The following is a 21,657-nucleotide window of genomic DNA, read 5'->3' on the forward strand; positions in this document are numbered from 1 at the left end:
CATAGGGGTCGCCGCACGACCTCAAGGACGGGTCCCTGCAATGCCGCCGCGGAAGTGTTTCCGACGACACCCGGGCGCGCGAACGCTTGCGCACTTCTCCGTCGCGCCACCTGATTTGAATTCATAGATCTGCCGCCAGATTGGCGCGGAAATCCCGCCTTGTCGCAAGCGCTGCAGTGCCTCCACGGCCCATCTGTGAATTTGCTTATCAGATCCTGGGAACCCTCGCCGTCTACTGCCTGGCCGCCCGTCGTGAGATCTCTTGTCTCAAGCGGACGGTCCATCAAGCGACGGTCCAGCACCAACGAGAGAAGGGATCACCGAGATGTCTCAGACCGCCGAAGCCACCCTCGCCCCGCAGACCGCCATTTTCGATGTCGCCAGCCTGCGCCAGCGTATCGGTGGCGCGCCGATCGCGACCCGCAAGCGCGCAGCACGGCCGGTCGTCGAGGCCCCGACCCCGCAGAACAACCGCCTGACGCTGCTGGCGCTGGCGCTCGGCAGCTTTGCGATCGGCACCTCGGAATTTGCCAGCATGGGCATCATCCAGCTTTTCTCTGAAGCGATGAACATCGGCGTGCCGGAGGCAACCAGCGCGATTACGGCTTACGCCTTCGGCGTCGTCATCGGCGCGCCGCTGGTGACACTGGCCGCCGCAAGGGCGAACCGGCGCACGCTGCTTCTGGCGCTGATGGCGCTCTTCGTCCTCGGCAACGTGCTTTCGGCGATCGCCGCCAACATGGGCATGCTGATGGCCGCGCGCTTCATCAGCGGTTTGCCGCAAGGCGCCTATTTCGGCGCCGGCGCTGTGGTCGCATCCTATGTCGTCGGCCCCGGCCAGGCCGGCAAGGCCTTTGCCATCGTCATGACCGGGCTGACGGTCGCGACCATCGTCGGCTCGCCGCTTGCCACCTTCCTCGGCCAGACGCTCGGGTGGCGCGAAACCTATCTGGCGATCGCCGCCTTTGCCGTCCTTGCGTTCCTCGCAATCTGGGCCTGGGTGCCGCGCACGAAAGCACTTGACGGCGTCCCGGTCGTGCAGGAGCTCTCGTCGCTGCGCAAGCCGCGTGTCTGGGGCGTGATGCTGGTCGCAGCCACCGGTATCGCCAGCATCTTTGCGGTCTATACCTTCATCGCCCCGATCGTAACGGATGTCGCTACCCTCTCGCCCGCCATGATCCCGGTGGCGCTCGCGCTGTTCGGCATGGGCATGACGGCTGGCAACCTCGTCGGCGGCAAGCTTGCCGATCTCTACCCCGCCCGCGGCATCGCGCTTGGCTTTGCAGCCGCGCTTGTCACGCTGGCTGTGCTCGCACTCGGCGCGGCAACCCCCTGGGTGCTCTTGTCCGCCCTCTTCGGTGTCGGTGCAGCAACCATGGCCGCCATCCCGACGATCCAGGTTCGCCTCACCCGCTTCGCCCCGGAAGCCCCGAGCCTGATGGGCGCCATGAACCTTGCAGCGCTCAACGTCGCCAACGCCGTCGGCGCCGAGGCCGGAGGTGCCGCGATAGCCGCCGGCCATGGCCTGCTCTCGGCCGTCTGGGCAGGCTTCACCCTGACCGCTGCCGGCCTCATCCTCTTCGGCCTCACGCTGTTGTCGAAGAAGGCGCGGCAGTAAGCGCACACACGAGATGGCGAGCCGGCGGCCTGATCTTCAGCCCGCCGGCACAAACGGCCGAAGCGCCAGGGCGAGATCGGTTTTACCCCGACGTACCTCGCCCCGGCCCGGCTCGACGTCGATCAGCCCGCCCCGCTCGTGGGCGTCGTAAATACCGACCAGCAGGGTGGCAACGCTTCCGCTCACCACCCGCTCCAGGCTCTGCCGCCAATCGGCCCGCGGCACGGCCCGCGCCGTGATCGGACGGCCGAGCAAGGCGCTCAAGGCGTCAGCGACATCGGCGGCACCGTAGCGGCGCGGTCCCTCCACATGCACGATCCTTTCGGCAGTTCCGGTCGCCGGCTCACGAAGCAGATCGGCGGCGATCCGGCCTACGTCCACGGCTGAAACATTGGCAAAGGTCCGCTCGGGCTGCTGATGCAGGGTCGGCAGGATGCCCGTTGCAGCCGCCACGGATAAAGCGCGAGCCCAGCCCTCCATATGCTCGGCCGAGCGCAGCAACACCTTGGGCATATCGAGCGAACGAAGGTGCTCCTCGAAAAGCCGGTACATCGTGGGCATGCCGATATCCTCGGGCACGTGGGCGCCGTAGTCGGAGATTGCCAGCACGCGGTCCGGCCCTGCACGCGCAATCGCCTCGGCCATGGTCTGCGTCATCAGGCGCATCTCGGCCACGGCATCCTCGGCCCCAAGCGGCGGCGGCAGGATGAGCTGCACGGCTTGCGCGCCCGCGACCGCCAGGCGGAGTGCGGCCGGGTCCTTGAGATCGGCAAGCGCGACATCGCAACCGATCGCACGCAATCTCTCCGCCTTGGCCGTATCGCGCAGCACTGCCCTCACCGGCAGGCCCGCCGCGCGCAGTGTCGATGCCGTTGAAAACCCCACCTTTCCGGCAGCCCCGAGAATGACAAACATGATCTTTTCCTTGCTGAAGATGGTCTTGCTGAAGACGGGCAAGGACTAGGGGTCGCGACGCCCAGCGTCGCGCAGATTCGGCCAGGATCTTGCAGCTTCGGTCAGATTTCGGCTGCGCGCCGCATGATCTCGCCGGGCGTCGCGCCCAGAAGCCGGCGCATCGTCGCGGCCATGTGGCTTTGATGGGCGAAGCCTGCGGCGACGGCAATCTCGCTCGCCGCCATCGTCGTCGTGGTCATCAGCGCACGGGCATATTCGACACGGCGGCGAATGACATACTGATGCACCGGCAGACCGGTGCTGTTGCGAAAGAGCGTCTTCAGCCGCGTGGCGCTCAGGCCCGCGACCGCGGCCAGATCGGCAAGATGAAGCCGCTTGTCCAGATGGGTCTCGATGAACTCGGTCAGAACCCGCAATTGCCGCGCCGAGAGTTTCGGTTCGCTGTGCCCTTCCGCCTGACGCAGTCCGCCGGTCGCCGTCTCGATCAGCCGCACGGCCAGCGCATTGGCAAGCAGGTCGATATAGAGCGGATCGGATGGCGTGTCGGCCTCCAGATCCGCCTTGATCGCCCAGCCGATCGCTTCGAGCCTGGTGTCGCGCACCTGCAATCGCGGCAACAACTCCACCCCGTCTCCATGCCGCCCCAGATCCGTGGCGACCCGGTCGAGCAGCGAGCGCGAGAAACTGAGCCGCAGGATCCGGCAGTCGGCATCATCCTCCCAGGAACCCTCGACCCCGGCCGGAATGATGTCGATATCACCCGGCTTCTGCACCCGCCGCATGCGCCGGCCGCCGCATTGGCAATCGGCATTGACGGGCGGCCCGAAATGCATGCCCAGCCGATGCATGTCGCCGCCCGGCACTTGCACCCGCCCGCGCGGAATATGGATGAAATCGGCCGAAAGCCCGTTCCACGCCCGTCCGGCGCTGGTGAGCAGAATCTGCGGTGCGGGTTGAGTGGAAGAAAGGGTCATGACCGGTTGGCTCGGGTCCGAGGTTGCAGAGCGCGATGCTACGACCGGAGCGCGGGTTTAACAACCGCGTGCCTGCCCGAATGCGTCTGAAGGCGTGGCGATCAACTCCGCGTCTGATCCGACGCGGAGAACCGCGCGACGATCTGTCCTTGGACACCGCCCGTGCCGGGCCCCCAGCGCCTGGGGCGCTATCCTGGACGCTCCGCCCAAATCAGAACGGGTTGATGTAGTTGGTGATCGCGATCTGGCGCAGAAGTACCCGGCGGATCACATGTGCGGCCTTCACCCGGTCGGTGAAGATGGCGGCATCCCCCGCAGCGCCCGCGGGCAGCCTGGCGGCAAAGGCCTCGTCATCGAGCTTGATGCGCACGATGAAGGGGGCGGCCGAGACCGCCTCCGGTGTCACCGCCGTGCCGGAGACCCTCGCCTGTCCGGAGGCGATCGCCTGCAGCACGCTTTCGACCTTGCCGGTATAGGTCTCGCCGGGGGCGAACTTGAAGGTCGCTTCCACCATCTGGCCGGGCTGAATGTATCGCGCGTCGATCTGGTTGATCTCCACGCCGATGATCGTCTCGGACGTATCGATGAAGGCCATGGCCGGCGACAGCGGCAGGGTCGCAACACGCGCGCCTTTCCGAAGTGCCAGATTGGTGACGTAACCGTCGGCCGGCGCCCGCACGGTCGTCTTGCCAAGCTCCCATTCGGCATTGCTGATCTGTGCCTTCAGATTGTCGACGTCCGCCTGGCGCTGCTGCACATCGAATTCGGTCGCGGCATCGCGCGATGCCAGCTTCGTCATCTGCGAAAGCCTGAGCTCCTGCAGGGAAAGCTGCGCCTGCAGCGCATCCACCTTCGCCTGGTAGGGCACGGGATCGATGCGGAAGAGCACGTCGCCGGCCTTGAGCGGGCTGTTGGAGGCGACCGGCACGTCCATGACCTCACCCGCGACATCGGGCACGATCGCAACGGAGTTGCGCACCACCAGCGCCTTGCCCTGCGGCGCGCCCCAGTTCATCGGAATGAACAGGCCGACGAGGAGCAGCAGGAAGACGATCGCCGGCGAGATCTTCCAGAAGAGGTTGAAAGGCACAATCCTGAATTTGACCAGGCAGAAGAGGATGGCCAGATAGACATTGAGCAGGACGACGATCATGGCTGGCCCACCTCACCTGGACGGGATGCGTTCGGGCGCGGCACGTCCACATAGGCCCAGACGAGCGCGATCGGCCAAAGTGCAAAGCCGAGGAACAGCGTCACCCAACCGGCAATATTGACGGCTTCTGCCCACGGATGGTTGCGGCGCCTCGCGATAGACCCCGGCAGCATGGCGAGAAAGATCAGGACCGCGACCGTGCTGGCAACCAGCACGATCAACACGATCCAGGCGAAAAGATCGATGAAGCTCATCGGAGGGTTCTCATCTTCCACCAGTTGTAAACGACGGCACCGAGTGCCCACATCCGGCGGCAACGACAGGTCGCCTGAACGTCGGCCTCAGCCCGTGCCCTACCGCACTTCTTCGAAATCCGCCGGCTTCCAGCTACCGTCGAAGGCCGGGCCTTCCGGGCCGTAGATGCGGATATAGGCAAACCAGCCGCGGCCGGGCACGGTCTTGATCCAGCGTCCCTCCTGCCCTTCAGGCGCCCTTGGACCGAAGTAGAGATCGACCGGATCGCTGCCCTTGACGTCCTTCAACTCGAACAGCGAGCGCAGCGCCGCCTTGTCCTGGTCGGTCTGAACCTCCGAACGCGTCTGGGCATCATAGGCCGTCACCGACCAGAAGAGCTTGCCCGGAACAGGCTGGGGTATGGTGAGCTTGTAGGTCTTGCCGCCATCGAGATAGGCACCCGTGCCGTCGCGCGCCGCAAGCCAGTAGAGCGAGCCGGCGCCGGGAGTGCGCCGGAACATCGCCGGCGAGGTCACGATCGCCTGGGCAAACCAGCGGTCGCGGGCCTCCAGATCGATGCCGCCCGTCGGCGTTTCGAACTGCACGCTGCCGGGCACCAGGCCAACCCACTCCCATTTGCGATCGGGCCAGGCGAAGCGGTCGGACCGGGTGCTGTCGAAGGCCGAGACATGCAATTGATCCCGCCCCTCGCGGGCCGCCTTTTCGAGGATCGCCGCCATCCGCGCGTCGGGTTCGAACGCCTTTCCCTTCTCAATGCCGAGTTCAGCAAGAAGCCCATACATCGGCAAGTATTTCTCGATTACGGGTTCTTGCTCAATGATCTCCGACAGCTTCTGCCAGAACTGGATGTTGTCCTCCCACTTCAAGGAAGTGCTGTCGATCGCCATCTCGGTGGTGTTGACGACCTTCGCCGGCTTTGGGTCGGCCGCGTCGGCAAGCGGATAGATCTTGACCGCCTGCAAGGCTGCAAGCGCCTTGGGCTGGTCGCCGCCGACAGGCAGCGCGCGAACGGCAAGAAGGTTCTTGTAGGTCGGGGTGTGGCCGACGAGATAGCCTTCCGGCACCGCGCCCTTGTAGTCCGGCCCGATGACCAGGTGCTTGCCGCCCTTGCCGGCATCCGGACCCGGCAGGCCCATGTCGAGCACCCAGCCCTGATTGTGGTCGTTGACGAGGCCGATATAGGCGCCCGGCGGCAGTTCCACCACCATTGGCCCTTTGGAGACGTCGATCGTCGCCGAGCCGTAAGGCGTATCCGAATTCAGCGTGAAGCCCACCTGGCGCGGACCGGCTGCTGCCGCCCCCATCGCCTCGTTGTCCTTGATGCCGATCGAGCGATTGCCGTTGAAAATGCCCTCGACGGAGACCGTCGGGTACCAGAAGCGATAGGCGGTGATCGCACGCTGCAGATCGGCGTCGTCATAGGCCTTGGCGCTGGTCTCGGCCGTCGGGTAGCCCTGGTTGAACGTGTAGGCCGATGTGCCGTTGGCCGTTGCCGGGCCGACATGGATCAGGCTGACGGAAGCCATGGCGGCAAGGAACAACAGGCTTCTCAATCTGCGATGCGTCATGCTTGTCTCCGAATGTTTGCTTATGCGCTGTTTCTGCGGCAGTGCCCGGGGCGACAACCGCCATGGTCATTGCTGGTCGGGAGCCTCAAAATGGCTGAGCCACCGACTCCTTTCGAACCCGCCTCATTTGACCTCGACGAAATCCTCGAGCTTCCACGACTGGTCGAACCAGGGCGTAAGCGGTCCATAGAGCCGGAAGATCGTGAACCAGCTCTTGCCCGGGATCGTCTGGATCCAGTTCGGGTTGTCGGCGGGTTTCGTCGGCGAGAAGATGATGTCGGTGGAGCCGTCGGCGTTCGGCTTCAGATTCTTCTGGCTCGACAGGCTCGGAAACTGCTGGTCCGTCTGCAGCATCGAGCGCGTCTGCGGGTCATAGACCACCACCGACCAGAAATCCTTGGCCGGCACATTGGCCGGCACGTGCAGCCGGTAGGTCTTGGCGCCGTCGAACGGCTTGCCGTCCTTGTCGAAATTGGTCGCCGCATATTGCGAGCCGATGCCGGGCATGGCGACGGCCATCGCCGGCGTGTTGATGGTCGCGGCATAGTAAAACAGCGTGCGCGCATCGAAATTGCGGCCGCCATCCTTCAGCCATTCATAGCTGCCGCCAATGAAGGGCGTCGTCCACTTGCGGTCGGGGTAGATCATGACTTGCGGGTCGCGCGGCCGGAAATCGATGGCGCGCGCCGTCGCATTGCCGACGGCCACCGCATCGGTCAGGATTTTCGTCATGCGCTCGTCCGGCTGAAACGGCTTTCCCTTCTCCATGCCGATCGCTGAGAAGATGCCGGTCATGTCGGGGCCGTAAGCGCCGGCCGGCTCCTCCTGGATGATCTGGTTCACCTCCTCGAAGAACTTGATGGTGTTGGCGTGAACGGTGTTCATCGCCTTGCCGGAGAGATCGAGGAATTTCGTTTCGGGCGGCGCGTCCTTCTTGTCATAGGGATAGACGCGCAGGTTCTTCTTCAGGCTTGCGACACCCGGCGCCGGATCGCCATCCTTCATGAAGGCACGGCCGAAGAGCAGGTTGCCGTAGGTCGGGGATTCGAAGACGAAGTAGCCTTCGGGCCTCTCGCCCTTCCAGCCTGGCGGCACGAAGAGATACTTGCCGCCCTTGCCCTTGTCCGGTCCGGCATTGCCGAGGTCCGTGACATAACGGAACCAGAAATCGTCGACGACGCCGAGAATGCCGGGCGGGCTTTCGACGACCACCGGCCCATCCTTCAGGTCCATCCAGTTCCAGAAATAGATTGTCTCGGTGTTGGCCGTCAGAAACAACGACTTCGAGTCCATCAGCGTCTCGAAGACGCCGATCGTGCTCTTCTCGGCGCCCACTTCGCGAAGACCGGTGCGGATCGCCACCATCGAGGCGCCGGGAATGCCGTTGAGGAAGGCTTCGATCCCACGGCTGAAATCGAGCTGGTCCCAGACCTTCTGCGCGGTCTCGGCCGTCGGAACGCCGTCGTTGAACTGAAGCGTACCGATGCGTGTCTCGACGCTATCGGGCGTCAGGATTTCCTGCGGTATCGGCGTCGTCATCTTGAAGGTGTCAGCAAGGACCGGACCTACAGCCAGCAATACGGCGCTGCTAAAAAGGATGGCGCGCATGGCAAGGGTCATAAATCGCTCCAGCATTCGTTCAATTCGGGCGGCGTGCAGACGCAGGCCGCTCTCTGGCTTGGAGCAAAGTCATCACGGGCGCGGGCGTCAAGTTACGTAACGGTTACCACACGCGGCGCCGGCCCGATCGTCGCCGGGGCGAATGGCGCGTGTGTCGACCGTGTCCAGGGAACGGCAATCAGCCGGCCGCATCGCGATCCAGCGGATAGACAGGCCGCCGCACGCGCTGAAAATTCCGCGCGCCGATGTTGGCGCTGCTCAAGCCCGTGCCGTCGATCTCGACGATGGCCGAGGCAATCGGACCGAAGGCGGCGCGGAAGTGTTGCTGCGATTTGACGACGACGATTGTGTAGTCGGACGGCTCGATGCCGACGGCGCGGAAGAGATTGCGGTCGAGCATCTGCTGGCGCTCGCTGCAAATGAGGATGTCGATGCCATCGACATGGAAGCGAACGCTCGGTCCCATGGTTGCCGGCAGGCCCTGAAACATCGGCCCCTCGAAGACGATCCTGCCGTCGGAGATCGCCTCCACCCGGCCCGTGACCGTGACCGGCCCGCCGCCGATGGCGGGGTCGATCTTGCAGCCGAGCGTCACCTGACGCTCTGCACCGATGCCTGCGGCAACGAGTTCGGCCGCCACGTCAGGGTCGCAGAGCGCGCCGAAGGCCGCATGATTGACACCGATCTCAAGGAGCTTGGCAAGCACGCAGGTGGAATCGCTATAGGCGCCGCAGCCGGGGTTGTCGGAGAAATCGGCGATGACAAGCGGACCATGCCGCTCCCCGCCCAGATGCTCAGCGACGATGCCAGGCAGCGCATCGAGCGGCAGTTGCTCGTCCTGATGCTCGCGCCGGTCCCAGATCTCGCGGCAAAGCCGCTCTGCCTCGGCTTCCGCCTGCGCAGGCTGAACCCGGTTGCGGTCGTAGCAGATCACCGCCGATGGCCCGGTGTTGAAGATATCGGCATCATAGAAACCGGCATTGATCGAGGTCGCGAGCATGCCGTCGCGCGCTGCGATTGCGTCGGCGATCTCGAGCAGTTCGGTCATGGCGCAGGCATGGGTCGTGCGCCCGTCATTGCAGCCGTTCAACATCGGCGGCTGGCGGATAGCGATCGCCGGGCGGATCACGCCGCGCATGGCGCGCTCCAGAAGCGCGCCGGCTTTGTGGGCGCATTCGGCCATGTCGACATGCGGATAGGTGCGGAAGGAAACAGCGATATCGAGCAGCCCGGCCATCTCGGGTGCGGAATTGGCGTGCAGGTCGAAGGTCGCGGCAATGGGCATGTCAGGCCCGACGAGGCCGCGCACCACCTCCAGAAGCTGCATCTGCGCGTCATCCGCCGTCTCCGTGCACATGGCGCCGTGGAAGACGATGAAGACGCCATCGAGTTTTTGCCCCTCAAGCGCGCTTGTGAGGTCGGCAACGAAGCGCTGGCGCATGGCCTCCTCCACCCGGCCGCCGGGCTCGGCCCGCGCCGCCACGGTATAGACCGGCTGCCAGCCATACTTGTCGCAGCAATCGATGAAACCGCCGATCTCCGAATTGGTCCCTCGGCAATGGGTCTCGATCTCCTGGCCCAGGAAATAGTGGCAGGCTTCGAAATCCCTGAAGCCTGTCTTGAGCTTCGAGAACGTGTTGGTTTCCTGGTTGAATTCGAGAACGGCGACACGGAAGCTCATCGCATGCACTTTCATTTTGCTGACTGGGAAAATCGAGGAGACGGGCGCCGGGGAAAACGCGAAACCCCGGCGCCGCGCCTGTCCGCCTGCCGCGCCCTGCGTCGAAAGCAGCGCGCGGCAGGCGAATGCTGTGTGGGCGTTCTGGCCATTGCCGTTAGCCGGGTTTGGGTTTGCCCTTCCCCAATTCCGGGTCTGGGCTGCCCCTCACCGTTTCGGGGTCCGGCTTGCCCCTCACGCATTCCGGTCCGGGCTGCCCCTCACCCTGACCCTCTCCCCGCACGCGGGGAGAGGGAGCGCGGTCGCGCGTGCGGTCATCGGAGAAAACCGCGGGCGTGGGAGGTTACGGGCGGGCGGTTGCTGCGCGTCTCCTTCGCCGCGCCTGCGGGGAGAAGGTGACCGGCGGGCCGGATGAGGGGCAGAACCGCAAGCCTCAGCGGGCGCGCCTCCCTTCACCCACTCAGCGGAAGTACTCGCTGGTGGTCTTCGGCTTGGCCATGATGTCGAAGTCGAAATACTGCTTGCGGATCCGGTCGTAGGTGCCGTTTTCCATGATCGTCTTCAGCCCGGCATTGAGCTTGGCGAGCAGCGCCTCGTCACCCTTGCGCACCGCCATGGCGTTGCCCTCGGCCGTGTCGAGCACGAAGCTGTCGCCGACGAAGGCGCAGCAGCCGCTCTCGTCCTTGGCCAGCCACTCGGTAAAGGCCATCTGCCCCTCGAGGATCAGGTCGAGCCGGCCGTTCTCCATGTCGAGGAACACTTCGCTGAGCGTCGGATAGAGCTTCACCTCGCTGTCGGGAAAGAACTGCTGCAGCGCCTCGACCGCGACCGAGCCCGATTGCGTGCCGATCACCTTGCCCTTCAGCGCCTCGGGTGAGATCTCCTTCAGATCCAGATCCTTGCGCGCGACGAAGCGCATGGCGTTGAAATAATAGGGGTTGGTGAAGTCCACTTTCGTCTTGCGGTCCGGATTGATCGCCATGGAGGCGATCATCACGTCGAACTTCTTGGCCTGCAGCGCCGGGATGATGCCCGACCATTCATTGGTGCTCCAGACGCATTCCACCTTGATTTCGGCGCAGACCGCCTGGCCGATATCGTAGTCGAAGCCTTTGATCTCGCCGGCCGACGTCACATAGTTGAACGGCGCGTAGTCGCCCTCCGTGCCGATCGAAAGCGTCTCGGCCCGGGCGCTCCCGGCCGCCATCAGAAGCAACAATACCGATGCGGTCATGAACTTCTTTTTCATCTGGTTCCCTTTGTTTTCCTGTCGGCCAGCCACGAAATTCCGATCGCAAGCAGGTCATCGGGCCTTCCCCCAATGTGCCTATCGCGCGAAACTGCCTGGATTTTCGGCCGATTTCAGTTTTCGTTTTGCTTTATTATGGATCGACAATGCGGGAGGCAGCGGCCCTGCGCAATGTGAAAGAAATCATTCCAGCCATCGAAAAAATTCATATAGGCTGCAGGAGATCCAGAACCCGGAGAAACGGATGCGTGACCTGCCGAGCCTCAAATCCCTGCGTGCCTTCGAGGCGGCCGCACGCAACGGCAGCCTGACAGCCGCCGCCGACGAGCTCTGCATCGGCCAGGGCGCCATCAGCCACCAGATCAGGATCCTTGAGGAACATCTCGGCCTGCGCGTCTTCGTGCGCAAGCAGCATGGCGTCGAGCTGACGCCCGAGGGCGGGCTGCTCTATGCCTCCTGCCAGCGCGCCTTCGACGATCTCGAAGGCGTCGTCCAGCACATCCGCCCGCGCGTCAGCGGCAAGATCCTGCGCGTGCGGGTCGGGCCGTTCTTTTCGATGAAGGTGATCGCGCCGCGCATCTCGGAGTTCCTCGCCGCCAATCCCGGCGTGCAGCTCCACCTCTCCCACCTCGAAACCATCACCGCCGGCACCGGCCCGGCCGATGTGACCATCGCCTATTGCCTGCAGCCGCCGGCCGGGCGCTTCGCCCGCAAGCTGCTGCGCGAACGGCTGGTGCCCGTCTGCGGCCGCGAGCTCTTTCAGAAGGCCGAAGACAAGCAGGCGCTGCTTTCCGGCAACCGCCTGCACTATCGTGGCCTTCAGGAATGGCAGAGCTGGATCGCCTCCTCGGGCCTCGCGCTGCCGCGCAGCCACCAGGACCTGATCTTCGACGACCAGCACATCATCCTCGAAGCAGTGAAGGAGGGCCAGGGCGTGGCGCTGATCGACCGCACCATGGTCGAGCACGAACTGAAGACCGGCCAGATCTGCCTGGTCCACGACCATTTCTACGAACCGGCCGAAACCTACCAGTTCGTCTGCCAAGAGGAACTGTTGCGCACCAAGCCGGTGACGAAGAGTTTTCTCAACTGGCTGATCGCGGAGATTGAGGAACGCGAGCGTCGTAGCGCCGGGCCTGGTGGCTGATCCCTCTCGGAATCCGGAGCCGTACATCCTCGATTTGCCGGTCCAGCGGGCAGGCCAACCGACGATCAACAAATCGGAATTGGGTAAAATTCTCCTGGCCAAGTGCGCAATTGATTGAGCCTTCATCGGTAAAGCTCAATGCAACCGAGGGAGGTATCATGAACACAGCCTTCATTCTGATTTTTGAATCTGATCATGTGGCCATTTGAGAACGACGAGTATCCCGAAGGCTACGTGTTGTCGGAGGCCCCGGGCCAGCCAAAATATCGCTGGAGCGATTACGGCCAGCGACACGGAGCAGCCGTTCTCCACCATCGCTTTGGAAGGCCTTATGCCGCCGACAATGTCCGCCTGCCGGACGGATCGCGCGGCCGGGCTCATGCCGCGCATATCGACCGCCAAGACTGGCGGCGTCCGCTCAACGACCATGAGCGCGCCTGGTCCAGCGCGGCGACAGCAATTCCGATCCGCTGGCGTTGGGGTACCTTGGTTGTCACACCGGACGATCTGGTTTTCGAGGACGATCAATCGCCGCCATCATTCGAGCTGGCTGGACACAACGCACAACTGAACGACGACCTCTGTCAAAGCGTGGAAATCAAGCAACTGGCCTTGACGATGGAAGGCTGCAACGCGCTTTACGGGTCGCTGCTGCTAGGACTTTGGGGGCGGAGCCGCGACGCTGAGGAAGGCACGTCGTACTCGCGCAAGGAAGCAGCAAAATTGTTGGCAAAAGTTCGCGGCCTCGGCGAGACCCACTACGACATCAAGGGTGCGAGATGGCTGAATTACCGAGCATATCCGTCCGAGCTTCAGTCGGTGTCTCACTACTTCGAACGGCTCGGCTGGTACGACCTGACGGAAAAGCCTGCGGGCAATACTGCTGCCGACGAGCGACCCTACGAGCCTGATGGCCTCCGTGAACTGATGCGGAGGCTGACGCTTTTTCTCGTCGCTTCGATGGTGGCTCTTTTCATCCTCCTGGCCGCAATGGCCGTCACGACCAAATAGCGCCGCTCACACTCTCCTCTTCCCAAGCGACACCACGCGCCGGCGCACCCGCTGGCAAGCGCGTGCGCGCCGTCACTGGCGCTGCTGACATCGTCACCGTCAGTTTGGCGTGCCGGTCTTGACTACCCCGCCTGCTGCGCCCCATGCGCGTGGACCACCGCGTCCGCTTCCTTGCCGTAGAGTTCCTCGAAATGGTCGAAGCTCTTGGAGAAGTAGCCGATCCCCTGCGTCGCCGCCCGCAAGGCGCGGGCGAGATCGTCGAGCGCCGATCCCGGCACCAGGGCGCGGAAGATGTCCCAGCCCTTGGCGGTCTCGTCCCGGTCGAAGCCGAGCACCTGACCCTTGTAGGTGGAGACGATCGGCACCAGGCTGCCGGAATAGATCGAGGGGATGTGGATCTCGATGCGGATGACCGGCTGCATGAGGACGGCAGAGGCCTGTGACAGTGCCTGGCGCACGCCCATCTTGGCGGCCGCGCGGAAGGCGAAGTCGTTGCTGTCGACCGAATGGTGCTGGCCGTCCGTCAGCGTCACGCCGACATCGATCACCTGAAAGCCGAGTGGGCCCTTCTCCATCGCCTCGCGGGCGCCCGCCTCGATCGCCGGAATGAAGTTGCGCGGCACCGCCCCGCCCTTCACCGTCTCGGCGAAGGAGAAGCCGGCGCCGCGCTCGTTCGGGTGCACGCTGAGCTTGACGTCGGCAAATTGCCCGGCGCCGCCCGTCTGCTTGCGGTGGCGGTAGTGGACATCGGAGGGTTTCAGCACCGTCTCGCGGTAGGTCGGGCTCGGCGACTTGTCGGTGACGCCGACATGGAAGACGTCGGCAAGCGTCTTGCAGAGATCGCGCAGGTGCATCGGCCCCTGCACGCAGACGAGCTGGGCGCCGGTTCCCTCCTCCTGCATGACCACGAGCCCGCGGTCCGTCTCGGCAAGTTTGGCGAGCGTGCCGGAAAGCTTGGTTTCGTCGCGCTCGCTGTCGGGCACCAGGATACGCTCCAGCATCGGCGTCGGCGGCACCGTCCAGTCCGGCGCCTCGGCGGTGGTATTGGCGGCAAGCAACGCCGGCACCGGCAGGTGCTCGGATTTGACCGCCGCGATGATCGCGCCGGCTTCCGGCGTGGCGTTTGGCAGCGGTTTGCCGGTCGCCGGATCCTGCAGCGAGCCGAGGCTGCCGCCGCCGAGCGTGCTGCCCTGCTTGATGCCCGATGTCAGCGCCCTGACCAGCACGGTCTTGCCGACATTGGCGCGGTGGTAGGCATGGAAGCTGACGGCGGAAAGCGCCGTTTCGGTAATCGTGCCGGCCGCAGCCAGCCGATTGCGCAGCGCATCCACAGCCGGCGCCTCGTGGCGCAGTGCCTTCATCAGCCGCATGATGCCATTGGCATGGCTCGCCGAACCCACCAGCACCGGAATGATCCGGTTTTCCTTCAGGAGCCGTGTGGAGATCGCGTAGATCGTGTCGCTGGCCGGCGCCCGGTCTTCGATCAGCTCTTCGAGCAGCCAGTCGTCGAACTCGGAGAAATGTTCGAGAAGCTCGGCGCGCGCCTCCTTCTCGCGCTCCATCACCGTATCGGGGATCTCGATCAGGGCCGAGGTCTGCCCTTCGCGGTAGCGCCAGGCGCGCTCGGAGATCAGGTCGCAGCTACCGACGATCTGGTCGCCCTCGCGGATCGGCACCTGGCGCAGGAGCAGCATGTGGCCGGAATAGTCCTGAAGGGCGGCGATCACGTCGCGCAACCGCGCCCGTGGCTCGTCCATGCGGTTGATGAAGAGAATGCAGGGCGTGCCCGAGGCCTCGATCACCTTGAGATAGGGGGCGGCCAGCACCGCCTCCTCCGGCGCCGGCGAGACGCAGAGCACACAGGCGTCGCTGGCGATCAGCGCATGCTGCGCGTGGCCAAGCGCCTCGGTTCCGCCGGGTGCATCCAGCGCACACCAGGGCTCGCCGCCAAACTCGAATTCCGTGAGGTTCAGTCCATAGGGTGAAGCAGCCTTTCTGGAGGCCCCCTCCAGACCGGCCAGCTTGTCTACCAGCGTGGTTTTCCCGGTCTGTGAGGGCCCAAGTACCGTGAAGCAGCGCATCGGCGATCCTCCCCTGTCGCGTTTGCCCGAGGGCGCCGAGCGTTGCGACGCCGTTACTCTATTAATTCTAGGGCAGCTTTTGCGCTTTCAATGGCTGTGCGCAAATTCGATACGGTTCGTGTGCCGGCTGCGCTGACCATGCAGCCTCGTCCGGCACCACAATCTGCTTGCAAGTTTATACCGGTTGAGAAATTATATCAGTACTGCCGTAGACAACCGAAAGTGTAGCGCTAGTTCCATTGCATCAGTCCACGCACCCGTCCGAGCCGGAGATCATCCGCATGTCCCTCACACTTTACCAGCATCCGCTCGCCTCCTTCTGCCATAAGGTGCTGATCGCGCTCTACGAGAGCGAGACCCCCTTCAAGAGCAGCCTGGTCGATCTTCTGGACCCGGAGGAAGCGGCTCGCTTCGCAGCCCTCTGGCCGGTCGGCAAGATGCCGGTTCTGACCGACAGCGCGCGCGACGTCGTCATCCCCGAGACCTCGATCATCATCGAGTATCTCGACCGCCATTATCCCGGCCGCCAGCGGCTGATCCCCGACGATCAGGACACGGCGCTGAAGGCCCGGCTGTGGGATCGCTTTTTCGATCTCTACATCCACGTACCGATGCAAAAGATCGTCACCGACACGCTGCGTGCGTCCGGCGAAAACGACCATCGCGGCGTGACCGACGCCCGCGCCGCCCTTACCGTTGCCTATGGCATGGCCGACAAGCATTTCGCAGAAAACACATACGCGGCCGGCGACGCCTTCAGCCTTGCCGATTGTGCCGCCACGCCTGCGCTCTTCTATGGCGGCATCGTCGAGCCCTTCGATGAGAAGCACCCGCATCTTGCCGCCTATTTCGAGCGCCTGCTCAAGCGTCCTTCGGTGCGCCGCGTGCTCGCCGAAGCGCGCCCCTATTTTCACATGTTCCCCTACAGGAACCTGATGCCGGCGCGGTTCTTCGATATGTAGTCCGCGACGGATTTCCTCAACGATAACAAAAAGAACAGATGCTTTCATGAATCGGAATGGCAGGCATCCCGGCACACCGGAAGGCCGCCATCACTTTTCGGCTCAGACCTACTGCATGTCTCTTTGAATCGACCTCGATTTAAGGACACAGACATGCAGAAAATCAAAGTGCTACAGCGAACTTTGCGCGTCTCACAAGACGCGCGGCACTGAAGGGCGGCAAGGAGAAGATCACGATGGCGAAACTCGTCTTTGCATTGAACCAGTCGCTGGACGGCTACGTCGACCACATGGCCATGGCGCCCGATCCCGTGCTTTTCCGTCATTTCATCGATGACGTGCGCAGCGTGGCCGGCAGTCTCTACGGTCGCCACATGTACGAGGTGATGCGCTACTGGGACGACGAACATCCAGAGTGGGACGAAGCGGAACGGGAGTACGCCGAGGCGTGGCGCGGCCAGCCCAAATGGGTCGTGTCGCGCTCGCTGACATCGGTCGGTCCGAACGCCACACTTGTCGCCGAAGACATCGAGGCGACGGTACGCGGCCTGAAAGCTCGGTTCGATGGGGAGATTGAAGTTGCCGGACCCGAACTGGCGGCAAGCCTGGGCAAGCTCGGCCTTGTCGACGAGTATCGCCTGTACTTCCATCCGGTCGTGCTCGGTGGCGGCAAGCCGTACTTCGCCGGCCCGCTGCCGCCGTTGCGCCTGGTGGCGAGCGATCGTATCGGCGAAAACGTGATCCGGCTGACCTACGTTCCCGCCTCGCCATAGGCAGCACGCCGCACCGTGCAGACGAGGGGCACACGGCTGGCCACTTCGGCAAGACTGTGGCGCGGCCGTCCCTGCGCGATGGCGTAGCCTGGCTGCCCTATTTCACTTGCGCCGGCGGCGTGCCGATCGGGAAGGCGATGGTGACGAAGCCCGCCGTACCCTCCGGCCGGTTCTTGGCGCCGAATTCCTGGAAGACCTTCAAGGTCAGCGAAACCGGCGTTTCGGCCGCCTTGAAATTGTAACCGACGGTGCCGCCTATCGCGGCAATGCGGCCCTTGAAGTCGCCGAGCGCTGCGCCCGGACCGCTGTCTCCCGTCACCTGCTGGTAGAAATAGCCCGCAAGACCGGCAGAAAATTCCTGGCCGAAGTGCCTGGTAACCGCCCATTCCGCGTGGAATTCCGTACCCGTGCGATAATCGGTCGCCGGGTTCTCCCCGTTGAAGGTGAAGCCCGCGGCACCCGACAGGTCGAAACCGGTTTCCGGATTGAACCAGGTGCCGGCAAGGGTGAAGTCGCCTGCCCAGCGGTTGAAGGAAATGTTGGCAAGCTCGCCCTTTCGGTAGTCGCCGATCGGCACGTTGACGGTGGCGTTCGCCGTCCAGTGGAAATCACCCTCATGCCAGCCGAGCGTGGCACCAAGTACAGGGTCGCCGATGGTGAAGACCTCATCGCTGGCCGAGGCCGAACGGCCGGCACGCGGGGCCGAAAGCGTCGCATCGACACTGGGCCCGCCGAAGGGCACAATCGCGGTAAAGCCGAGATTGCCGCCAAGCACCTCCTCGGGCATGACCCAGAGACCGGTGCCGAAGACGCCGACGAGCCTCGCGTCGACTTCGCCGACGATTTGGCCGCCGAGAGGAAGCTGCTTGTTGCCCTTGAGTTCACCCACGTAGAAGTAGTTGTCGTTCTGAAAATAGGTTCCGGGCGGCGCCAGCAGGCCGGCCAAGGGGCCGCGGGCACCGAGCAGATAGAAGCCGGCACCGTTTTCAGCCGCGTTCGCCGTCGAAGGCACGATCACGGTCGACAGGCCGGCGGCAAGTGCCGACGCGCAAAGCAGCCTTTTCGCGTAGCTCATGAAAGTGATTCCCCTCTCTCTCGGCCCGAACGATACCATCCTGCCGTGCGCAAGCCAGCCCTGACAAACCGCAGGCGCGCAAACACAAACTGCCCGATTCATCGGGTAGCCTAGCCGCCGAACCTTGCGCGACCCACGCTTGCCGCTAATTTAGTTCTCCGGGCGCCTCGTTGCGGACAGACCCGCGCCGCCACGCTTGATCCACGCGCGAGCGCTCCGCGCGTATGAGCAAAGGACCCGAGACCATGGAATACCGGCTGCTCGGCCGTTCCGGCCTGAAAATCTCCACGATTACCATGGGCACCATGACGATCGGCGGGCGCGGCAAGTTCGCCGAGGTCGGCAATGTCGGCCTCAAGGAGGCGAGCCGCTATGTCGATCTCTGCCTCGATGCCGGCGTCAACCTGATCGACACCGCCGATATCTATTCGACCGGCGCCTGCGAGGAGATCATCGGCGAGGTGCTCGGCGGCAAGCGCAAGAACGGCGTGCTGGTCGCCACCAAGGCACGCTTCTCCATGGGGCCGGGACCGAACGACGGCGGCCTTTCGCGCCACCACCTGATTGCCGCCTGCGAGGCGAGCCTGAAACGACTGAAGACCGACGTCATCGATCTCTACCAGGTGCATGAATGGGACGGCCAGACACCGCTCGAAGAGACGATGGAGGCGCTCGACAGCCTCGTTCGAAGCGGTAAGGTCCGCTATATCGGCTGCTCCAACTATTCCGGCTGGCACGTCATGAAGGCGCTCGGTATCAGCGCGCTCGAGGGCCGGCAGCGCTTCGTCAGCCAGCAGATCCACTACACACTGGAAGCCCGCGAGGCCGAGTATGAGCTGATGCCGATCTCGATCGACCAGGGGCTTGGCGTGCTCGTCTGGAGCCCGCTTGCCGGTGGCCTGCTCTCCGGCAAGCACCGACGGGGCGAGACGCCCGAGGGTACCCGCCAGCTCGCCGGCTGGAACGAGCCGCCGATCCGCGACGAGGAACGGCTGTGGAAGATCGTCGACATGCTGGTCGCCATATCCGGCGAGCGCGGCGTCTCCCCGGCTCAGGTTGCGCTCGCCTGGCTGATCGGCCGCAAGGGCGTCACCTCCGTCATCATCGGCGGCCGTACGGAAGCGCAGTTCTCGGACAACCTCGCCGCCGCCAGCCTGAAGCTTTCCGACGAGGAAAAGGAACTGCTCGACGCCGTCAGCCTGCCGCCGGTGATCTATCCCTACTGGCACCAGCTCTGGACCGCCAAGGACCGGCTCGGCGAAGCGGATCTGTCGCTGCTGGGGCCGCATGTGTAGAGGACGGTGCCCCATCCGGCTCGCCAACGCTTCTTCGGCATTATGGAGCAAGGGCGACAAGATGCCGATGAAGGCCGATGTGATCTCCTGAGGGTGCCTTGGGAGTGTTGCCTATGGTCGAAGTCGTAGACGAATTGAAAGCGAAACTGGGTGAGATCGACGCCTCGGATCGAGGAGCGACCCAGCGCGCAGTGGGGTCGAAGTCCCGAAAACCACCTTCCTTCGAATGACGCCGTTCGCCCATTGGACCGCAACCGACCTTTGCAGGGATGGCTTCGCGGATCCCGTTCCTGCTGAAGGCGGTACGCTCGCGAAGCGTCGCTATAAGACCGTCTCAATGGTATCATGAACCCGCACGGTCGCGGTGTCGGGCAGCCGGATGGTGCATGTCGCGTCAATTGCCTGGCTTCATCCGGCGGATCTCCTGAGGGGGAGACAGCCATGGCAACTGCAAGAGCAGAGCGGCGGCTGGCCGCGATCCTGGCCGCTGACGTCGTTTGCTATTCCCGACTCGTCGAACATGACGAGGCTGGGACGTTGTCGGCCCTCAAGGTTCTGCGCCGGGAGGTGATCGATCCGCTGCTGGCCGACCATCAGGGCCGTATTGTCAAGTTGATGGGCGACGGTGAGCTCGTGGAGTTCGGCTCGGTCGTCGATGCCGTCGCGTGCGCGGTCGCCATCCAGAAGGGGGTTGCCCAGAACCAGGCCGATATTCCGGCGGAGCGACGCATCATCTTCCGGATCGGCGTCAATCTCGGGGATGTGATCCATGAGGTCGATGGGGATCTCTACGGCGATGGCGTCAACATCGCCGCCCGCCTCCAGACCTTGGCGGATCCAGGTGGCATTTGCATTTCCGGCACGGCGTACGATCACCTCCCGGGCAAGCTTGACTGCGATTACGAGTATCTCGGCGAACGGGCGCTCAAGAACATGGAGCGGCCGGTGCGACTGTACCGCCCCCTTCTGGAAAAGGCGACCGCGGGAACGGCATCGCCGAGGCCCTCCCTTCCGGACCGACCATCCATTGCCGTGCTGCCGTTCAACGCCATGAGCGCCGACCCGGAGCAGGACTTTTTCAGCGATGGGCTCACCGAGGACATCACCACCGCCCTATCCAAGCTCAAGGGGTTCTTCGTGATCGCCCGCAACACGATGTTCACCTACAAGGGAAAGCCCGTGGATGTGCGCGCCATCGGGCGCGAACTCGGGATCCGCTATATTCTCGAAGGCAGTGTCCGCAAGTCCGGCAAGCGGGTGAGAGTGACTGCGCAGCTCATCGATGCGGCCTCCGAAGTCCATCTCTGGGCCGAGAGGTACGATGGCGACCTTGGCGACATCTTCGTCATTCAGGACGAAATCACCGCAAGCGTCGTCGGCCGCATCGGGCCGGAACTCCTGGCGGCCGAGCATGCCCGCGAAAGCCCCAAGCCGCATCATGGCCTTGATGCGTGGGAATGTGTCGTGCGGGCGGTGTTCCTGTGTTCGCAACTGTCTGAGGAGAGCAGCGGGAAGATGCTCCCCCTGCTCGATCGGGCAATCGGACTGGCTCCCGGTTATGCCCAGGCGCTCGCCATGAAAGGCTGGATTACCATGTGGCGCGCGTTCCAGGGCTGGGAGGACATGGGATACGCCCTGGCCCTTGCCAGGGATTTCGTCCAGCAAGCCATTGCCGCGGACGACAACGAACCGTGGGCGTACCTTGCGCAGGCGATGATAGCCTTTGCGGCGCGTGACAATGTCCTGGCGATGGCAGCGATCAGCCAGGCTGTCGCGATCAACCCCAACTCCGCGTTTGCACACGGCCAGTTGGGACTTGCGCATGCCAACGGGGGCCGCGCGGCGGACGCCATCCCCTGCATCGACTACGCCCTCAGACTGAGCCCGCGCGAGGCTTTTCTCGGCGACTTTCAGTTTTACTATGCCATGGCCTATTTCCAGGGCGCGGATTACGAACTTGGATTGAGCTACGCGCGGGAGGCGCATCGCCTGCGGTCCGGCCACGCGGTTCCGCTGGTCATCGGCACGGCCTGTGCCGGACTTCTGGACAACCAGGAGGCTGCCACGGACCTGCTCGGACGGCTCAAATCGCTGGTCCCTGACATCTCACGGGACGCCGTCGCAGCAACATCTTCTTTCGTCCGCGCCGAGGATCGGGCGCGTCTGATCGAGGGACTTGCCCGTGCCGGCCTGAACTGACGGGTTGGATGGGCTGCAAGAACCTATGGTGGCGTTTGCTGCCGAAGGCCGCGCTTCGTCCACGGTTGCCCCGCATCCGCCCGG

Annotated in this window: 17 protein-coding genes; 7 read left to right on the forward strand and 10 right to left on the reverse strand. The window is 64.0% G+C overall.

Annotated elements, in window-relative coordinates:
• The first annotated feature begins 325 nt into the window (after nt 1–325).
• Nucleotides 326–1,618 (forward strand): MFS transporter, encoded by a 1,293-nt coding sequence (locus PWG15_RS10390; protein ID WP_275024333.1) that lies wholly within the window; start codon nt 326–328, stop codon nt 1,616–1,618.
• Between the two features lie 36 nt (nt 1,619–1,654).
• Here PWG15_RS10390 and PWG15_RS10395 read toward each other — a convergent pair whose 3' ends face one another.
• The 8 genes from PWG15_RS10395 to PWG15_RS10430 form a co-directional block, all read right to left on the reverse strand.
• Nucleotides 1,655–2,533 (reverse strand): NAD(P)H-binding protein, encoded by an 879-nt coding sequence (locus PWG15_RS10395; RefSeq protein ID WP_275024334.1) that lies wholly within the window; start codon nt 2,531–2,533, stop codon nt 1,655–1,657.
• A 101-nt stretch (nt 2,534–2,634) separates the two neighbouring features.
• A complete protein-coding gene (locus PWG15_RS10400; RefSeq protein WP_275019685.1) occupies nt 2,635–3,507 on the reverse strand; it encodes a helix-turn-helix domain-containing protein in 873 nt (290 codons plus the stop codon).
• 211 nt (nt 3,508–3,718) lie between these two features.
• Nucleotides 3,719–4,660, reverse strand: coding sequence for an HlyD family secretion protein (locus PWG15_RS10405; RefSeq protein WP_275019686.1), 942 nt, complete (start codon nt 4,658–4,660; stop codon nt 3,719–3,721).
• The gene (locus PWG15_RS10410; RefSeq protein WP_275019687.1) at nt 4,657–4,914 is read right to left on the reverse strand and encodes a DUF3302 domain-containing protein; all 258 of its coding nucleotides are present in this window, start codon (nt 4,912–4,914) and stop codon (nt 4,657–4,659) included. The genes PWG15_RS10405 and PWG15_RS10410 overlap by 4 nt, the downstream gene beginning before the upstream one ends.
• A gap of 99 nt (nt 4,915–5,013) precedes the next feature.
• On the reverse strand, nt 5,014–6,483 hold the full coding sequence (locus tag PWG15_RS10415; protein WP_275019688.1) for a DUF1254 domain-containing protein: 1,470 nt from the start codon (nt 6,481–6,483) through the stop codon (nt 5,014–5,016).
• Nucleotides 6,484–6,606: 123 nt separating this feature from the next.
• Complete coding sequence (locus PWG15_RS10420) at nt 6,607–8,103, reverse strand: DUF1254 domain-containing protein (RefSeq protein ID WP_275019689.1); 1,497 nt, start codon at nt 8,101–8,103, stop codon at nt 6,607–6,609.
• Nucleotides 8,104–8,281: 178 nt separating this feature from the next.
• Nucleotides 8,282–9,784, reverse strand: a complete 1,503-nt coding sequence (locus tag PWG15_RS10425; protein WP_275019691.1) for a M81 family metallopeptidase — start codon at nt 9,782–9,784, stop codon at nt 8,282–8,284.
• Between the two features lie 457 nt (nt 9,785–10,241).
• Nucleotides 10,242–11,030, reverse strand: coding sequence for a transporter substrate-binding domain-containing protein (locus PWG15_RS10430; RefSeq protein ID WP_275019692.1), 789 nt, complete (start codon nt 11,028–11,030; stop codon nt 10,242–10,244).
• Between the two features lie 244 nt (nt 11,031–11,274).
• On the opposite strand from PWG15_RS10430, the gene PWG15_RS10435 reads away from it, so the two are divergent.
• Together PWG15_RS10435 and PWG15_RS10440 are read left to right on the forward strand one after the other, a co-directional pair.
• A complete protein-coding gene (locus PWG15_RS10435) occupies nt 11,275–12,177 on the forward strand; it encodes a LysR family transcriptional regulator (protein ID WP_275019693.1) in 903 nt (300 codons plus the stop codon).
• 195 nt (nt 12,178–12,372) lie between these two features.
• Nucleotides 12,373–13,188 (forward strand): hypothetical protein, encoded by an 816-nt coding sequence (locus tag PWG15_RS10440; RefSeq protein WP_275019694.1) that lies wholly within the window; start codon nt 12,373–12,375, stop codon nt 13,186–13,188.
• Between the two features lie 122 nt (nt 13,189–13,310).
• On the opposite strand, the gene PWG15_RS10445 is transcribed toward PWG15_RS10440, so the two are convergent.
• Complete coding sequence (locus PWG15_RS10445) at nt 13,311–15,269, reverse strand: elongation factor G (RefSeq protein ID WP_275019695.1); 1,959 nt, start codon at nt 15,267–15,269, stop codon at nt 13,311–13,313.
• Nucleotides 15,270–15,550: 281 nt separating this feature from the next.
• Here PWG15_RS10445 and PWG15_RS10450 point away from each other — a divergent pair, with 281 nt between their 5' ends.
• Together PWG15_RS10450 and PWG15_RS10455 are read left to right on the forward strand one after the other, a co-directional pair.
• The gene (locus PWG15_RS10450; RefSeq protein WP_275019696.1) at nt 15,551–16,231 is read left to right on the forward strand and encodes a glutathione S-transferase family protein; all 681 of its coding nucleotides are present in this window, start codon (nt 15,551–15,553) and stop codon (nt 16,229–16,231) included.
• Nucleotides 16,232–16,467: 236 nt separating this feature from the next.
• Nucleotides 16,468–17,004: a dihydrofolate reductase family protein gene (locus PWG15_RS10455; RefSeq protein WP_275019697.1), complete on the forward strand. Its 537-nt coding sequence runs from the start codon at nt 16,468–16,470 to the stop codon at nt 17,002–17,004.
• 97 nt (nt 17,005–17,101) lie between these two features.
• Here PWG15_RS10455 and PWG15_RS10460 read toward each other — a convergent pair whose 3' ends face one another.
• Entirely contained in the window at nt 17,102–18,079 is a 978-nt protein-coding gene (locus tag PWG15_RS10460; RefSeq protein ID WP_275019698.1) for a SphA family protein, read from the reverse strand.
• Nucleotides 18,080–18,324: 245 nt separating this feature from the next.
• On the opposite strand from PWG15_RS10460, the gene PWG15_RS10465 reads away from it, so the two are divergent.
• Together PWG15_RS10465 and PWG15_RS10470 are read left to right on the forward strand one after the other, a co-directional pair.
• A complete protein-coding gene (locus tag PWG15_RS10465) occupies nt 18,325–19,374 on the forward strand; it encodes an aldo/keto reductase (protein ID WP_275024398.1) in 1,050 nt (349 codons plus the stop codon).
• Nucleotides 19,375–19,815: 441 nt separating this feature from the next.
• Complete coding sequence (locus PWG15_RS10470) at nt 19,816–21,573, forward strand: adenylate/guanylate cyclase domain-containing protein (RefSeq protein WP_275019699.1); 1,758 nt, start codon at nt 19,816–19,818, stop codon at nt 21,571–21,573.
• The last annotated feature ends 84 nt before the right edge of the window (nt 21,574–21,657 follow it).

It is taken from the genome of Ensifer adhaerens (assembly GCF_028993555.1).
GTDB lineage: Bacteria > Pseudomonadota > Alphaproteobacteria > Rhizobiales > Rhizobiaceae > Ensifer > Ensifer adhaerens_I.

Bases quoted from the DNA above. Each gene is read 5' to 3' on its own strand.
- PWG15_RS10390 (WP_275024333.1), top strand. From the start codon at position 326: ATGTCTCAGACCGCCGAAGCCACCCTCGCCCCGCAGACCGCCATTTTC.
- PWG15_RS10395 (WP_275024334.1), bottom strand. From the start codon at position 2,533: ATGTTTGTCATTCTCGGGGCTGCCGGAAAGGTGGGGTTTTCAACGGCA.
- PWG15_RS10400 (WP_275019685.1), bottom strand. From the start codon at position 3,507: ATGACCCTTTCTTCCACTCAACCCGCACCGCAGATTCTGCTCACCAGC.
- PWG15_RS10405 (WP_275019686.1), bottom strand. From the start codon at position 4,660: ATGATCGTCGTCCTGCTCAATGTCTATCTGGCCATCCTCTTCTGCCTG.
- PWG15_RS10410 (WP_275019687.1), bottom strand. From the start codon at position 4,914: ATGAGCTTCATCGATCTTTTCGCCTGGATCGTGTTGATCGTGCTGGTT.
- PWG15_RS10415 (WP_275019688.1), bottom strand. From the start codon at position 6,483: ATGACGCATCGCAGATTGAGAAGCCTGTTGTTCCTTGCCGCCATGGCT.
- PWG15_RS10420 (WP_275019689.1), bottom strand. From the start codon at position 8,103: ATGACCCTTGCCATGCGCGCCATCCTTTTTAGCAGCGCCGTATTGCTG.
- PWG15_RS10425 (WP_275019691.1), bottom strand. From the start codon at position 9,784: ATGAGCTTCCGTGTCGCCGTTCTCGAATTCAACCAGGAAACCAACACG.
- PWG15_RS10430 (WP_275019692.1), bottom strand. From the start codon at position 11,030: ATGAAAAAGAAGTTCATGACCGCATCGGTATTGTTGCTTCTGATGGCG.
- PWG15_RS10435 (WP_275019693.1), top strand. From the start codon at position 11,275: ATGCGTGACCTGCCGAGCCTCAAATCCCTGCGTGCCTTCGAGGCGGCC.
- PWG15_RS10440 (WP_275019694.1), top strand. From the start codon at position 12,373: ATGTGGCCATTTGAGAACGACGAGTATCCCGAAGGCTACGTGTTGTCG.
- PWG15_RS10445 (WP_275019695.1), bottom strand. From the start codon at position 15,269: ATGCGCTGCTTCACGGTACTTGGGCCCTCACAGACCGGGAAAACCACG.
- PWG15_RS10450 (WP_275019696.1), top strand. From the start codon at position 15,551: ATGTCCCTCACACTTTACCAGCATCCGCTCGCCTCCTTCTGCCATAAG.
- PWG15_RS10455 (WP_275019697.1), top strand. From the start codon at position 16,468: ATGGCGAAACTCGTCTTTGCATTGAACCAGTCGCTGGACGGCTACGTC.
- PWG15_RS10460 (WP_275019698.1), bottom strand. From the start codon at position 18,079: ATGAGCTACGCGAAAAGGCTGCTTTGCGCGTCGGCACTTGCCGCCGGC.
- PWG15_RS10465 (WP_275024398.1), top strand. From the start codon at position 18,325: ATGGAATACCGGCTGCTCGGCCGTTCCGGCCTGAAAATCTCCACGATT.
- PWG15_RS10470 (WP_275019699.1), top strand. From the start codon at position 19,816: ATGGCAACTGCAAGAGCAGAGCGGCGGCTGGCCGCGATCCTGGCCGCT.